The 14908-nt window shown below is 56.8% G+C and carries 8 protein-coding genes; 6 read left to right on the forward strand and 2 right to left on the reverse strand.

The features are described 5' to 3' along the window. Positions 1-98: 98 nt before the first annotated feature. Positions 99-4958, reverse strand: a complete 4860-nt coding sequence (locus K6123_RS16020) for an NAD-glutamate dehydrogenase (protein WP_221799550.1) — start codon at positions 4956-4958, stop codon at positions 99-101. A gap of 213 nt (positions 4959-5171) precedes the next feature. Between K6123_RS16020 and K6123_RS16025 the strand changes: the two genes are divergently transcribed. Genes K6123_RS16025 through K6123_RS16050 form a run of 6 tightly spaced genes read left to right on the forward strand, consistent with a single transcriptional unit; the run spans position 5172 to position 12709 of the window. Next, positions 5172-6131, forward strand: coding sequence for an AAA family ATPase (locus tag K6123_RS16025; RefSeq protein WP_221799552.1), 960 nt, complete (start codon positions 5172-5174; stop codon positions 6129-6131). 30 nt (positions 6132-6161) lie between these two features. Then, positions 6162-7223 carry a DUF58 domain-containing protein gene (locus K6123_RS16030; RefSeq protein WP_221799554.1) on the forward strand — a complete coding sequence of 354 codons (1062 nt, stop codon included), beginning with the start codon at positions 6162-6164 and terminating at the stop codon, positions 7221-7223. Then, positions 7220-7801 carry a DUF4381 domain-containing protein gene (locus K6123_RS16035; RefSeq protein WP_221799556.1) on the forward strand — a complete coding sequence of 194 codons (582 nt, stop codon included), beginning with the start codon at positions 7220-7222 and terminating at the stop codon, positions 7799-7801. The genes K6123_RS16030 and K6123_RS16035 overlap by 4 nt, the downstream gene beginning before the upstream one ends. Next, a complete protein-coding gene (locus K6123_RS16040; protein WP_221799558.1) occupies positions 7801-8835 on the forward strand; it encodes a vWA domain-containing protein in 1035 nt (344 codons plus the stop codon). Before K6123_RS16035 ends, K6123_RS16040 begins: the two co-directional genes overlap by 1 nt. Beyond that, positions 8835-10892, forward strand: a complete 2058-nt coding sequence (locus K6123_RS16045) for a vWA domain-containing protein (RefSeq protein WP_221799560.1) — start codon at positions 8835-8837, stop codon at positions 10890-10892. The genes K6123_RS16040 and K6123_RS16045 overlap by 1 nt, the downstream gene beginning before the upstream one ends. Continuing rightward, on the forward strand, positions 10886-12709 hold the full coding sequence (locus K6123_RS16050; RefSeq protein ID WP_221799562.1) for a BatD family protein: 1824 nt from the start codon (positions 10886-10888) through the stop codon (positions 12707-12709). Before K6123_RS16045 ends, K6123_RS16050 begins: the two co-directional genes overlap by 7 nt. An 88-nt stretch (positions 12710-12797) precedes the next feature. On the opposite strand, the gene ligA is transcribed toward K6123_RS16050, so the two are convergent. After that, complete coding sequence (gene ligA / locus K6123_RS16055) at positions 12798-14858, reverse strand: NAD-dependent DNA ligase LigA (RefSeq protein ID WP_221799564.1); 2061 nt, start codon at positions 14856-14858, stop codon at positions 12798-12800. Between the last annotated feature and the right edge of the window lie 50 nt (positions 14859-14908).

Here is a 14908-nt window from a genome sequence, read left to right on the forward strand (position 1 = left end):
ATGTCCCGGATAGGTTCCAGCTGCCTGTCCAGCCAGCACCTTTCCAGCCGCTGGCAAGGCATGTCACTGGCAAGGCAAGCCTTGCCCCTACGATTATGTTATTCAGTCTCCAGCGGCTCACACGGAGGACAATCCAGCGGTAAACGGCTGACCTGGGCGAGGTCGAGCAGTTCCCGCAATGCCACCGCGATCATGGCAAATTCTACCGTGTCGGCAGACTTGAGTTCTGCCAGCATCGACATCCAGCGTTCAACCATATGGTTCTGCTCGGTTTTCCATCGTTCGACAGCGTCACTGGTGGATTCGCCGTCAGACTGGTTATTCAGCACACCGATGGTGAGTGCCCGCTGTTGCCAGTCGAGGTCATCACGCAAGGTTTCCCGTGCCAGTGCTTCCCAGTGGCTATTGGTTGGCAAGGTGTTGATCTGCTGGCCGACCCAGCTGAGTGACAACTGCTCCCCCACCTCAAAATAGGTGGCAGCGACTTCTGCCAGCGGCAAGCCGGTTTCTGCGGCCGCTTCAATCACACCTAACGCGGAATAGAGGTAGACAGCACCGGCGGTGTAAGCCGCCAGCTCTTCCGGCACACCTTGCTCCAGTCGCACCTTGTAACTGCGCTCCCAACGCTCCAGCGCACTGCCCCGAACCGCACTGCCAAGGTTGGCAGCAATATCCGCCACCGCAGGCTGGAAGTGTTTCACTTCGGCTTCGATGTTGATGGAGGCCCGACGATTACGCAGGAACCAGCGGGTTGCCCGCCGTACCAGCCGCATCAGTTCCGCCATCATGTCTTCCTGAATGTCGGTCGGAATCTGATAGTCCAGCTCAGTCAGCTGTTGCCAGTATTTGTCGAGCTGGAAGATGTCGCGGGCGGCAACATAACAACGGGCAATATCCGCCACGCTGGCGCCGGTGGATTTATGCAGCCGGTGCATAAAGGTGATGCCCATGTAGTTGACCATATCGTTGGCCAGCTGGGTGGCAATGATTTCACGGCGCAGGCGGTGCTGACGCAGCTGTTCGGCGAAACGCTCGTCCAGTGCCTGCGGGAAAGCCGTGGTGAGGATTTCAGCCACATAACTGTCGCCATAAATTTCCTCAGTATTGAGCTGTTCCTTGAGGTCCGCCTTGGTGTAGGAAATCAGCACCGACAATTCCGGGCAGGTCAGTCCGGCTGCCTGATTCTTACGCTCGTTCAGCAGTTCGTCGTCGGGCAGGAATTCCAGCGCCCGGTTGAGCTTGCCGTGGCTTTCATACGACTTCATCAGGCGGGCGTATTCGTCCAGCCGGGTCATGCAGTCCTTGTAAGCCAGCGCAATCGCCTGGGTCTGGCGATAGTTGTTGTTGAGTACCAGCGCCGCAACATCGTCAGTCAGATCGAGGAAGATCTTGTTGCGCTGCTTGCGGGTGAGGTCGCCGTTGTCCATCACCTCGTTGAGCATGATCTTGATGTTGACCTCGTGGTCGGAGCAGTCCACCCCACCGGCGTTGTCGATAAAGTCGGTGTAGCTGGCACCGCCATTAAGAGCGTATTCGATCCGCCCCAGCTGGGTCATACCGAGGTTACCGCCTTCGCCAATCACCTTGGCACGCAGTTCCTTACCGCACACCCGCAAGCCATCGTTGGCCTTGTCACCCACTTGCGAATCCCGCTCGCTGCTGGCTTTCACATAGGTACCGATACCGCCATTCCAGATCAGATCCACTGGCGCTTTCAGAATCACATTGATCAGGTCGTTGGGCGCCAGCCGATCAGCACTGATACCGAACACCTGTTTCATCTCGATGGAAATCGGAATGCTCTTGGCCGAGCGTTCAAAAATACCGCCACCACGGGAAATCAGTTCGCGGTTGTAGTCAGTCCAGCTTGAACGTGGCAGCTCGAACAGCCGTTTGCGCTCGGCAAAGCTGGCCGCCGCGTTGGGAGTTGGGTCAACAAAGATATGCAAATGGTTAAAGGCCGCCACCAGACAAATATGTTCGGACTGCAGCATGCCGTTACCAAATACGTCACCGGCCATGTCACCGATACCCACCACGGTGAAGTCTTCGTTCTGGGTGTTATGGCCGCGCTCACGGAAATGACGCTGCACCGAGACCCAGGCACCGCGGGCGGTAATGCCCATTTTCTTGTGGTCGTAACCAATCGAACCGCCAGAGGCAAAGGCATCACCCAGCCAGAAGCCACGGGAAACCGCAATTTCGTTGGCAATATCCGAGAAAGTCGCAGTGCCCTTGTCAGCGGCGACCACCAGATAGGGATCATCGCCATCGTGGCGAATCACGTTGAGCGGCGGAACCGGTTTGCCTTCAACCAGGTTGTCGGTGACGTCCAGCAAGGCGCTGATAAAGGTTTTGTAGCAGGCAATGCCTTCGGCCATAAAAGCGTCGCGGCCGCCGTCAGTGGGCAGTTGTTTGGCAACAAATCCACCCTTGGCACCAACCGGCACAATCACGGCGTTTTTCACCTGCTGGGCTTTTACCAGCCCCAGCACTTCCGTGCGGAAGTCATCAATACGGTCGGACCAGCGCAAACCTCCACGAGCAACCCGACCACCGCGCAGATGCACACCTTCAATGCGTGGCGAATAGACGAAGATTTCAAACATCGGCCGTGGCAGCGGCATGTCGCTGATCAGCGCCGGATTCATTTTCAGGGAAATATACGGTTTGGTCTGGCCGTCGTCGTCGAGCTGGAAGAAGTTGGTCCGCAGGGTTGCCTTCATCAGTTCCACATAACGGCGAATGGTGCGGTCTTCGTTGAGCTGGCTGACGTCATCCAGGCTGGCCAGAATCTGTTGTTCCAGCTCGTTGGCCTGCTCCTGCCGCTCGTCTTCAGACAGATTGAGGCCAAAACGGGTGTTAAAGAACTTCACCAGCAAGGCACTGATATGAATGTAACGGCTGAGGGTTTCGGCAATGTAGCTTTCGGAAATGCCAAAGCGGATTTGCTTCATATAACGGGCGTAAGCACGCAACAGGGCAATTTCTTTCCAGCCCAACTGACCACCGAGCACCAGCCGGTTGAAGCGGTCGTTTTCGGCCCGGCCACTCCAGATCGACTGGAAGGCGTCCTGAAACAACGCTTTTACTTCGGCAATACTGATGCTGTCAGACAGGGTGTATTGCAGCAGGAAGTTGTGAATCCAGATGGTGTCACCGTTACGGGTAACAATCTCGTACGGGTGTTCGCCCAGTACCCGCAAGCCAAGGTTTTCCAGCACCGGAATCACGTCCGACAGCGGCAGAATGGTGTCGCGGTGGAACAGCTTGAAATGCAGGTGGTTGGCGTCTTCTTCCAGCTCACGATAGAACACCATCGCCAAATCGCGGGCATTGGCATTTGCCGTGGTGCCATTCAGCAATGACTCCATCAACTGGATATCGGCAACGGCGGTGCGGGAACCAAAGCTTTCACGGTAACCAGCCGGGAACGCCGCCCGGTAGCTGTGGAACTGGCGGTTACCCATTTCCTCACCAACCTGCTCGACCAGTGCGTCGTGCATGTCGTCAGCCCAGGAGCGCACCACGCTCTGGATCTTGCGGGCAACTATGGCCTCGTCGTAGCCGTTGTCACGGGCCGGATCAAGCCGCAGCGTGTATTGGGCACGCGCCAGTACCGATTCCGAGAAATAGGTGGTCGATTCAATATCGAGTGGCTCGAATTCAACCTTCAGCACACCTTCAATACGCTGGCGCAACTCGGTGTTGTAGATATCACGCGGCACATACACCAGACAGGAAACAAACTTGCTGTAGGTGTCCTTGCGCAGGTATACGCGGGTCTGCCGACGTTCCTGGATATTGAGAATGCTGATGGCGGTCTTGTAGAGCTGGTCTACCGAAGACTGAAACAGCTCATCACGCGGATACACTTCCAGAATTCGGTTGAGTTCCTTGCCGCTGTGGCTGATCGGGTCGAAGTTAGCGCGTTCCCGCAGGGCTTTTAACTTGTTGCGGACGAGCGGAATATTGTTAGGGGTTTCGGTATAAACAATGGACGTGTAGAGGCCCATAAAGCGCACGCCGCCGACCACTTCCCCTTGCTCGTTGTAGCGTTTCACCACCACATAGTCCGGGTAGGCTGGCCGATGCACCCGGCTGCGCACACCGGATTTCATAAAACTCACCGGGCTGGTGCTGGTAATAAAATCCTGGATTTCCCCCGGCAGATCCTGCAATTTCAGGCGCGTACGTTCAGTGCGGTTAAACCGGAAAGTGCCCAGATCATGGTTGGGGTCACGCACCACCCAGCCTTCATCAGCATCCTGTTCGAAATGGAATTCGTCCGCCGCCAGAAAGGTGAAGTGGTTGGTGCCGAGCCAGCGAATAAAGGCTTCGGCTTCGGCAGCTTCTTCTACACCGGATTTGTTCAGCTGGTCGGCCAGCTCCACCGCCCGTTCACAAATGGTCGGGAAATCCGTCACGCAGCAAGCAACTTCATCCAGTACGGAATAGAGTGCGTCGGTCAGCTCCTGCAGCACCTGCTTGTCGGAATGATGGTCAAACTCGATGTAGATGATGGCTTCTGGCTGCTTGTTTTTGCCCGGCTTGTTCCAGTCAACATTGGTCTTGAGATTGTGGTTGCTGTCGCGACTGGCGTTGAGCACACAATACTGGATCGCGTGTAACGACATCTGCCGGGCGTTCAGCTGCATCCGCACCGAATCCACCAGAAACGGCATATCGTCACACACCACTTCCACCACCGAGTGCAGACTTTGCCAGCCGTGATTTTCATAGTCGGGGTTAAACACACGGATCTTGGCTTCGCCCGGCTTACGCTGCTGGATAAAGTGCCAGGACGACAGTGTAGCGCCGTAAACATCGGCCACCGGTCTGGCCAGCAACTCATCCAGAGGAGCATTGGCGTAGTAAAGTTCTGCAAATTTGCCCAGAATCTTGGCCTGGGCAGCGGAATTACGTTCTTCGATCAAATTCAGCAAGGCAGTGAGCATACAAGGGGTCCCGTGTGTCTACTCTTTGGTTTCAGACTAGCAGTCCAGCATCAGCTTTTCGTGACAAAAAACATCTTACTGCGTTCACTGGCGTCTATTTCACCATTGCGACCTTGAACTTAGTGGATCTGCCCCAATCTGACCAAGCGTTCTGGCCGAAACCGACTGTCTTGTGTTCGGCTTTCTGAGTTGTTTTTATTACCGGAAAACATCATGTCCCTACAGCAAGGATTCCAGCAGCTGCGTGATGCGTTGCAACACCGGATTATTGGTCAACCACACCTTGTCGATCGTCTTATTATTGCCCTGTTAAGCGACGGCCACCTGTTGGTCGAAGGGGCTCCAGGTCTGGCCAAAACCAAGGCGATTAACGCCCTCGCCGACCATCTTGAAGGCGATTTCAAACGCATTCAGTTCACCCCGGATTTATTGCCGGGCGATATAACCGGCACCGAAATCTACCGCCCGGAACAGCACAATTTTGAATTCCAGGCCGGGCCGATTTTCCACAACCTGATTCTGGCCGATGAAATCAACCGTGCCCCTGCCAAGGTTCAAAGTGCCTTGTTGGAAGCCATGGCTGAACGTCAGATCACAGTCGCCGGCGTGACCCGCAAATTGCCGCCACTGTTTCTGGTTATGGCGACCCAGAACCCGATTGAGCAGGAAGGCACCTACCCGCTGCCAGAAGCCCAGCTCGACCGTTTTATGATGCATGTAAAAATTGATTACCCGGATGCCGATGCCGAATTGCAGATTCTGCGGCTGGCCCGTGGTGAAGCCATGCAGCAACCACTGGAGCAGGTACCCGAACTGACCCAGCAGGCTATTTTTGCCGCCCGCCAGGAAACCCTGGCGCTGCATATGAGCGAAGCGGTTGAGCAATACATAGTGCAGATCATTATGGCGACCCGTGAACCGGGCCATTATGACCAGCAACTGGCCAGCCAGCTGGAGTTCGGTGCCAGCCCTCGTGGCACCATTGCGCTGGAACGTTGCGCCCGCGCCCATGCCTGGTTAATTGGTCGTGACTACGTCAGCCCTAACGACGTGCAGGCGGTGGTTCACGATGTATTGCGTCATCGCTTGTTACTGAGTTTCGAAGCCGAAGCCAGTGGTGTCACCACCGATAACGTGATTGATCGGGTGTTGCACCTGGTGCCGGTAATCTGATTCGACCAACCGCAGTAAGGGTTGCTACTCATGAGCAATGTGCAGGATTCCCGCTTGCCGCAGGTGTTCGGATTTGAGCTGTTTCAACATGGCCCGAAACTCGACGTCAGCAAGCTGATCGGCCTCGGCCAGCTGGCCGCCCGGCTGCCGTTGCGTAAGCAGCAGCGCCGCCTGGCCGCCAATGCCGGAGGTCATACTTCCAGCATTCGTGGTCGTGGTCTCGACTACGCCGAAAATCGCCAATACCAGCCCGGCGATGATATCCGGGCAATGGACTGGCGCGTCACCGCCCGTACCGGCCAGCCGCATATCAAGGTGTATCAGGAAGAACGTGAACGGCCGGTATTGCTGGTTGGCGACTTCCGTTCCAGCATGAATTTCGGCACTCGCCGCACCCTCAAGCAACTGGTCGCCGCCGAAGTGCTGGCGCTGCTGGGCTGGGCGGCGATCCACGAAGGCGACCGGCTCGGCTGTTTGCTGTTCAACGACCAGCAGGAACTGGACTTACGGCCACGCCCCGGCCACAAACAAATGCTGCAACTGATTCATTCGCTGGCAGACTTCAGCCCTTGTCAGCAGCCCGGAGAAACGCAAAAAGCAGAGCAAAAATCAGCACAAAAAGCAGCGCAAAAACAGCAACACGAGCAGCAACCGCTCACCGCCAATCAGCGACTGCTGGATATTTGCATGCACCTGAAACGGGTCGCCAAACCCGGCAGCTCCATTTATATCGTCAGTGACTGGCACGGCATGGACAGCCAGGTCGAAGCCCGGCTGGCGCCATTACGGCGTCACTGCGACCTCACCGCCATTCAGATCAGTGACCCGCTGGAGGCAGAATTACCCGACCTCGGCTGGATGGCGCTGACCGATGGCCAACAACGCCGACACTTACGTACCGACAGCAGCCAGCGCCAGCTCTATCAACAGGCCTGGCAACACAAACAGCAGCTGCTGGAAGAACACCTGAACCGGCTGGCGATGCCACTGATTCAGCTGGCCACACCAGAACACCCTCTGGAAGTGCTGCGTAACGGCATGGGGCTGAACAGCGGCCAGAAGAAATCCGCATCACGCAGGAGCAAGGCATGAATCCTGTGAGCACACCCACTGCGGCTGTAGCCCCCATGGCACCAGCAGCTACCCCACAAAGTTCGCTACCGCTGGCGGATATTCATCTGCCGGAGCCGGTTTCATTCTGGCCACTGGCCCCCGGTTGGTGGCTGCTGGCGGGCTTGATTCTGTTGGCCGCCATCGCCATTGGTTGGTGGTTTTACCACCACCAACCCAAAGAGCGGCAACCACGCTTTAACGACAAGCTGTTCCGTCAGCAACTGCAGCAGCAGCTGGACAGCGCCTGGCAAACATTGCAGCAGCAACCGGATCAGCCACAGCATTATCTGGTGCAGCTGCAAACCGTGCTGAAACTGTTCGCGCGCCAGTTTGCGCCCGCCCGGCTGAGTCATTTTGGTAACGACTGGAGCCAATGGCTGCAAGCCTGCAAGCCGGGCCAGTTCAGCGACAGCAGCTTGCAGCTGCTCAGCGAAGGTTTGTACCTACCACCACATTTATTGAACAACGAGGAGCTGGCCCAATTGCATCAGCAAGCAGTCGGCTGGCTGCAGCAGGCAGACGTGACAACGCCCGCCCCCGCACAGGAGAAGCCTTGATGAGCCTGCTCGAATCACTGCAGTGGCACTGGCTCTGGGCTTTTGTACTGCTACCGCTGCCCCTGCTGATGCGCTGGTTCAGCAAACCTGTGCAAACCGAACAGGCGGCATTGCGAGTCAGCAACTTGCAGGACTGGAGCAATCTGCAGCAGTACGATCACGCTGACGCCAACGACAACCGTCTGCGACTGATCATCGCCAGTCTGGCCTGGCTGGCGCTGGTCACGGCACTGGCTCGCCCCTATCAGCTGGGCGATGCGGTTGCGGTGCCAACCAGCGGCCGCGACCTGTTATTGGCGGTGGATATTTCCGGCAGTATGCAAATGGAAGACATGGTCATTCAGGGGATGCAAACCGACCGCCTGAAAGCGGTGAAAAACGTGGTTAATGGCTTTATCGACCAGCGTTCCGGCGACCGTCTCGGGCTGATCCTGTTTGGTACCAACGCTTACGTACAGGCGCCGCTGACCTTCGACCGAGAAACCGTGCGGCAATACCTGATGGAAGCCCAGATAGGTCTGGCCGGTGAAAACACCGCCATCGGCGATGCACTGGGGTTGTCGATCAAGCGTCTGCTAGCCCAGCCGGAAGAAAGCCGGGTCATAATCCTGCTGACTGACGGTGCCAACACCGCAGGCGAAATCGACCCGTTAAAAGCCGCTGATCTCGCCGCTGAAAACAAGGTGCGGGTCTATACCGTGGCCCTGGGAGCCGATTCAATGGTGATCAACAGCCTGTTTGGCAGCCGACAGGTAAACCCGTCACGGGATCTGGATGAAGGCACCCTGACCGCGATTGCCAAAAAGACCGGCGGGGCTTTCTTCCGCGCCCGCAACTACGAAGAGTTGCAGCAGATTTATGGCCTCATCGACCAGCTCGAACCGACGGAAAAAGACCCTGAATTGTATCGCCCGCAGCACAGCCTCTATCAATGGCCACTGGCCAGCGCGCTGCTGCTGGCAGGGTTATTGGCACTGATGCAATGGCTGCCCGGCTTCAGCGGCGGCCGCTCTGGCACAGGATTCACTGACTGATGGCAAACACCATGCTGGAAGCCTTTCACTTTATTCGCCCGCTGTGGCTGCTGGCGCTGTTGCCGCTGCTATTTGTGTTTATTGGCCAACGCCGTCGCCGCCTGAGCCAGCAACAATGGCAACGGGCAATTGACCCGGCGTTACTCGAACACATGATCGAACAGGCCCCCGAACAACAACACAACCGCAGCCACTGGTGGCTGAGCCTGGGCTGGTTACTGGCGGTTATTGCCATCGCCGGGCCAAGTTGGAAACAGCTGCCACAGCCGATCTACAAGAACCAGAACGTGCTGGTGATCATGCTCGACATGTCGTATTCAATGGCCGCAGAAGACATCAAACCGTCCCGTGCTGAACGTGCCAAACAGAAGATCACTGATATTCTTAACAGCCGTCGTGATGGCCTGGTCGCCATGGTCGCCTACGCCGGTGATGCCCATACCGTCACGCCGGTCACCAACGACAACCGTACCGTGATTAACCTGCTGCCAGCGCTGTCGCCCTACATCATGCCAGCACCGGGCAGTCGGCCAGATCGCGCCATTCAGCTGGCCCAGCAACTGGTACACGACAGCGGCCACAACCGCGCCGACCTGCTGCTGATTACCGATGGCATTCAGTCAAAAGACAGTGAACGTATCGCCAGCGTGCTCGACAAAACGCACTTCTCGCTCGGCGTGATTGCACTGGGCAGCAGCCAGGGAGCGCCAATTCCGCTGCCGAAAGGCGGTTTCCTGCAAGACAGTCAGGGCACCATCGTGTTGCCGAAACTGGATACCGCACCATTGCAGCAATTACACAGTGAAGTGGGTATCCCATGGCGCATGATCAGCTTGATGGATGATGACTGGCAGTCGCTGGTGCACGGCGCGGAAGCCACCGACAACAACAACGCGGAGGCCGCCGACAGCAGCCCGTCGCCAAATATGGACCAATGGCAGGATGAAGGTTTCTGGCTGATTCCGCTGCTGATCCCACTGGCACTGTTGGCATTCCGCCGTGGTGTGCTGGCGAGCTTGTTGGTTGGTATTTTGTTGTTGCCGTTGTTGGCTCACTCGCCTGAGGTGATGGCAGCAGAAGACTCCCCGGCAGCATCCGCCAGTCAATGGAATAACCTCTGGGCCACCCCCGACCAGCAAGGTGCCCAACTGCTGGAAAGCGATCCGGCCGCCGCGGCCCGCACCTTTGAAGACCCATCCTGGAAAGGCACCGCCGCCTACCGTGCGGGCGACTACGAAGCCGCCGCCCAGGCCTTTGCTAACGACCATTCAGCGAGCGGCCAGTACAACCGCGCCAACGCGCTGGCCCAGCAAGGCAAATATCAGCAAGCCCTGCAGGCTTATGACGAAGCCTTGAAACAACAGCCGGATATGCAAGACGCCCAAAACAACCGCAAGGTCGTTGAAGAAGCCCTGAAAAAGCAGCAACAGCAGCAAAACCAGAACGGCGATCAGAACCAGAACGGCGATCAGAACCAGAACGGCGAGCAGGATAACCAGCAACAGCAGGACGGTTCCCAGCAAAATCAGCAGGGCCAGTCCGGTCAAAATCAGCAGAACCAGCAAGGTGAACAGGGTCAGCAAGACTCCCAAAACCCCGACTCACAAAACCAGGACAGCTCGCAGTCGTCTGATCAGAACCATCAGAGTGGTCAGTCAGGCCAAAATCAGCAACAGGACGACGAAGCCTTCCAGCAGCGTCTGCAACAGCAGCAAGAACAGGCCAGCGGCGACCAGAACAAAGACAAGGATTCAGAAAACGGCCAGCAGCAAGATGCTGATCAACAAGACCCACAAGCTGAGCAGTCCCAAGCTAAACAAGGCAATCAACAGCAAGACAATCAGCAAGGGGATGGCCAGGATTCCCAACCCCGGGCCATGCTCGGTGATATTCCGGAAGACAGCCTGAAAGACCTGACACCAGAACAGCAGGCGCACCTGCGCCAATGGCTTAACCGCGTGCCTGACCAGCCCGGTGAACTGCTGAAACGCAAATTCCTGTACCAGTATTCCCGCCAAGCCCAGCAACCTGACGATAACGAGGATGTTTTATGGTAACCCGAGCTTTGTCTCCGCTTTTCCACTGGCTGGAGTCTGGCACCGCAACAGCGAAACGTACATCAGTGTGGCTAACGGCCGTGCTGCTGACGCTGCTGACCGTGTCTGCTCAGGCTGCCGACAGCTTCACCGCCGCCGTTGACCGTGCCATGTTGTCGGAACAGGAAACCCTGCAGCTGACACTGACCTACAGCCCACAGGTATTGATGGCATCACCGGACTTCGCGCCGCTGCGCAAGGATTTTGATATTGTCGGTGGCCCCAGTCGGTTGAACAGCATGCGCTCAATTAACGGCCAGTCCAGCTCCAGCACCGAATGGACACTGACACTGCTGCCGAAACGCACCGGCCAGCTGAAAATCCCTTCGTTGCAGGTTGATGATCTGGCCAGTAACAGCATCGACATCACCGTCAAGCCCATGTCTGCTGCAGTCCGCGAGCAATCCAGCAAGCTGGCATTTTTCGACATCAATATCAGTGAGCAACCGGCCTATTACGTTCAGGGCCAGATTCTCTACACCGAAAAACTCTACTACCGGGTAAATCACCGTGATGCCGATCTGTCTGATCTGGAGGTGGAAGATGCCAGAGTTGAACCTCTGGGCGAACCACGCAATTACGTATCCGTAGTGGATGGTGAAAAGGTCGGTGTTTACGAACGGGACTATCTGATCCAGCCAGAAAAAGCGGGCAAGCTGGTGATTCCCGGCCAGCGTTTTCAGGCCATGGCCACCATCATGCCGGACCCCAGTCAGCCCTGGAACGGCCGTCGCCAGATGATTTCAGCGGTGACCAAGCCCATTACGCTGGACGTCAAACCCATCCCGGCAGAGTACCCCACCGCTCCCTGGTTACCGGCAGAAAAGCTGACCCTGAAAGAAGAATTCAGTGCTGATCCACATGAATGGAAAGTCGGCGACCCAATCACCCGCACCCTGGTAATCCAGACCCAGGGACTGTCAGCCAACCAGATCGTCTTGCCGAATTTGCCGATTCCGGATGGCCTCAAACAATACCCGGATCAATCCGTGCAACAGGATCAAACCACCAACGCAGGCATCGCCGGAACTTTCCGCCAGCCAATGGCGCTGGTACCTACCCGCACGGGGAACATCACCTTGCCGGAAGTGCGGATTCCCTGGTGGAACACCAAACTCAACAAGCTTGAATATGCCGTGATCCCGGCCAAAACCGTCAGCATTCTGGCCAACCCGAATCAGCAAACGAGCAACAACAGCACAGCAGCTCAGAATCAGATTCCACCGCCAGCAGCGCAAATGTCGGCAACTCCCACGCCAGCAGCCCTGAACCAATCCACGACCAACCCTGCGGCTGTCTCAACAAACACACAACCCGGCTGGTTGTTCTGGCTTGGCTGGGCACTCGCTGCGCTCGGCTGGCTGATGGTGATCATCTTGCTGGCAACTCGTCGTCGTCCGGCACCAGTGGCGACTGAAACAGCCGACCAACCTCACAGCGGCATGAACTGGCAAGACCTCAAAAAAGCCTGTGAAAGCAACAATGCAGCCGCCATTCATCAGGCCCTGCAAGGCTGGTTAAACAGCGAAGGCAAACAGCTGGGAATCCACAGCCCTGACCAGCTCAGCCAACAAAACCCTCACCTGGCCCAGCAACTTAACCTGCTCGATCAGGCGCTGTTTGCAGGCACTGCCGAAGGCACAGAACTGAACGGCCGTCAGCTGCTGCAGTTACTGGAAGAAGTGCGCAAGCAAGGCGCTAAAAAAAGGCCAGGAAATGGCGGGATTGCTGGAAATGGGGTTGGAGGAGATGAGATTGCAGGGCTTTATCCATCTTGATCAAGAACCACCGTTCTCTCTCTGACAACAAAAAACCCCGGCTATTGCTAGCAGGGGCTTTTTGTTAACCAGGCGTTCAGGCAATAAGTCAGCCTTCAATCACAATCCCGTGCTCTGCCAGCAACGCCAGCAGTGCCGCTTCGTCTTTGACGTCGACATTGAGCTGGTTGGCTTTGGTCAGCTTGGAACCGGCTTTTTCTCCGGCAACAAGGAAGTCGGTTTTGGCGGAGACGCTGCCGGTGACCTTGGCACCGAGGGTTTGCAGGTGTTGTTTGGCTTCGTCGCGGGTTAACGCTGACAGCGTGCCGGTGATCACCACCACCTGACCGTCAAGTGGTAGCTCGCCTTCAGCGGCGGCGACCGGTTCAGCTTCCTGCCAATGCACACCCGCTTTTTGCAGCTGTTCAATCACAGTACGGTTATGGGCTTCGCTGAAGAAGTTCAGCAGGTGTTTGGCCACCACTTCACCAACGTCCGGCACCGCCAGCAGTTGCTCCAGTGAGGCGTCCATAATGCGTTGCAGGAAGCCAAAATGAATGGCGAGATTCTGGGCGGTAACCACGCCAACTTCACGAATCCCCAGTGCGTAGAGGAACCGTCCCAATGTGGTCGCTTTGGCTTTTTCAAGAGCGTCGAGTACGTTACGGGCGGATTTTTCGCCCATCCGTTCGAGCCCGGACAGCTGCTCCAGCGTCAGGTGGAAAAGATCATCAACGGAATCAATCAGGCTGGCTTCAACCAGCTGGTCGACCAGTTTGTCGCCCAGGCCTTCTACATCCAGCGCCTTGCGGGAGGCGAAGTGTTTGATGGCTTCCTTGCGTTGCGCAGCGCAGACAAGGCCACCTGTACAACGAGCAACCGCTTCACCTTCCACCCGTTCGACCAACGAGTCGCACACCGGGCAGGCAGCCGGCATCTCAATTGCTTCGGTGATTTCAGGGCGCTGTTCAACAACCACAGAGACCACTTGCGGAATCACGTCACCGGCACGGCGAATAATCACCATGTCACCAATCCGTACGCCAAGACGCTCGATTTCATCCATGTTGTGCAGGGTGGCGTTGCTGACAACCACACCGGCTACCTGAACAGGATCGAGTCGGGCAACCGGGGTCAGGGCACCGGTACGGCCAACCTGAAAATCGACACCGGACAAGCGAGTCATTTGTTCCACTGCGGGGAATTTAAAGGCTATCGCCCAGCGCGGGGCGCGAGCAACAAAACCCAGTTGCTGCTGCAAGGCCAGAGAGTTGACCTTGAATACCGAGCCGTCGATTTCATAATCCAGGCTCATGCGTTTTTCACCTAACGCACGGTAGCATTCCAATGCGGCTTCAACACCGACGGCGACCCGGGTTTCCGGGTTGATCTTGACACCCCAGTCGCGAATCTGGTCCAGCACCAGACGGTGGGTCGCCGGTAGAGTGAATTCTTCCGAAACCACACCCACACTATAGGCGCAAAACTCCAGCGGCCGTTTGGCGGTGATACGAGAGTCCAGTTGACGCAATGAGCCCGCCGCAGCGTTACGCGGGTTAGCGAACACCTTTTCACCGGCTGCGCGTGCCCTGTCGTTCCAGGCATCAAAACCGGCTTTCGGCATATAGACTTCACCACGAATCTCGATGCGCTCTGGTACCCCCTCACCCACAGTACCATTGAGCAGTAGAGGTACGTTTTTAATGGTACGGACGTTTTGGGTAATGTCTTCGCCAGTCGTGCCATCGCCACGAGTCGCCGCCCGTACCAGTTTGCCCTGTTCGTACAACAGGCTGACCGCCAGTCCATCGAGCTTGGGTTCGAACGCCAGTTCGATTTCATCGCTGGTTTTCAGGCGGTCCTGCACACGCTGGTAAAAAGCCCGGAACTCTTCTTCGTTCATGGCGTTGTCGAGCGACAGCATGGCCAACTCATGTTGCACTTCATCGAAAGCAGACAGCGGTGCAGCACCAACGCGCTGGGTCGGCGAATCACTACTGACCAGCTCAGGATGTTCGGCTTCCAGCGCCTGTAGCTCACGCATCAGGCGATCGTATTCAGCATCCGGGATCGAAGGTTCATCGAGCGTGTAATAACGATAGTTATGGTCGTTGATCTGTTGGCGCAGGGCGTCGATACGTTCGGCGGCGGAGACAGTGGCAGAGCACATGGGGCGGTATTTCCTGGCATTTGCTAACGCCGCCAGTGCTGATCCTCAGC

It is taken from the genome of Oceanobacter mangrovi (assembly GCF_019740315.1).
In the GTDB taxonomy this organism is placed as follows: Bacteria; Pseudomonadota; Gammaproteobacteria; order Pseudomonadales; family Oceanobacteraceae; genus Oceanobacter; species Oceanobacter mangrovi.

Bases quoted from the DNA above. Each gene is read 5' to 3' on its own strand.
- K6123_RS16020 (WP_221799550.1), bottom strand. From the start codon at position 4,958: ATGCTCACTGCCTTGCTGAATTTGATCGAAGAACGTAATTCCGCTGCC.
- K6123_RS16025 (WP_221799552.1), top strand. From the start codon at position 5,172: ATGTCCCTACAGCAAGGATTCCAGCAGCTGCGTGATGCGTTGCAACAC.
- K6123_RS16030 (WP_221799554.1), top strand. From the start codon at position 6,162: ATGAGCAATGTGCAGGATTCCCGCTTGCCGCAGGTGTTCGGATTTGAG.
- K6123_RS16035 (WP_221799556.1), top strand. From the start codon at position 7,220: ATGAATCCTGTGAGCACACCCACTGCGGCTGTAGCCCCCATGGCACCA.
- K6123_RS16040 (WP_221799558.1), top strand. From the start codon at position 7,801: ATGAGCCTGCTCGAATCACTGCAGTGGCACTGGCTCTGGGCTTTTGTA.
- K6123_RS16045 (WP_221799560.1), top strand. From the start codon at position 8,835: ATGGCAAACACCATGCTGGAAGCCTTTCACTTTATTCGCCCGCTGTGG.
- K6123_RS16050 (WP_221799562.1), top strand. From the start codon at position 10,886: ATGGTAACCCGAGCTTTGTCTCCGCTTTTCCACTGGCTGGAGTCTGGC.
- ligA (WP_221799564.1), bottom strand. From the start codon at position 14,858: ATGTGCTCTGCCACTGTCTCCGCCGCCGAACGTATCGACGCCCTGCGC.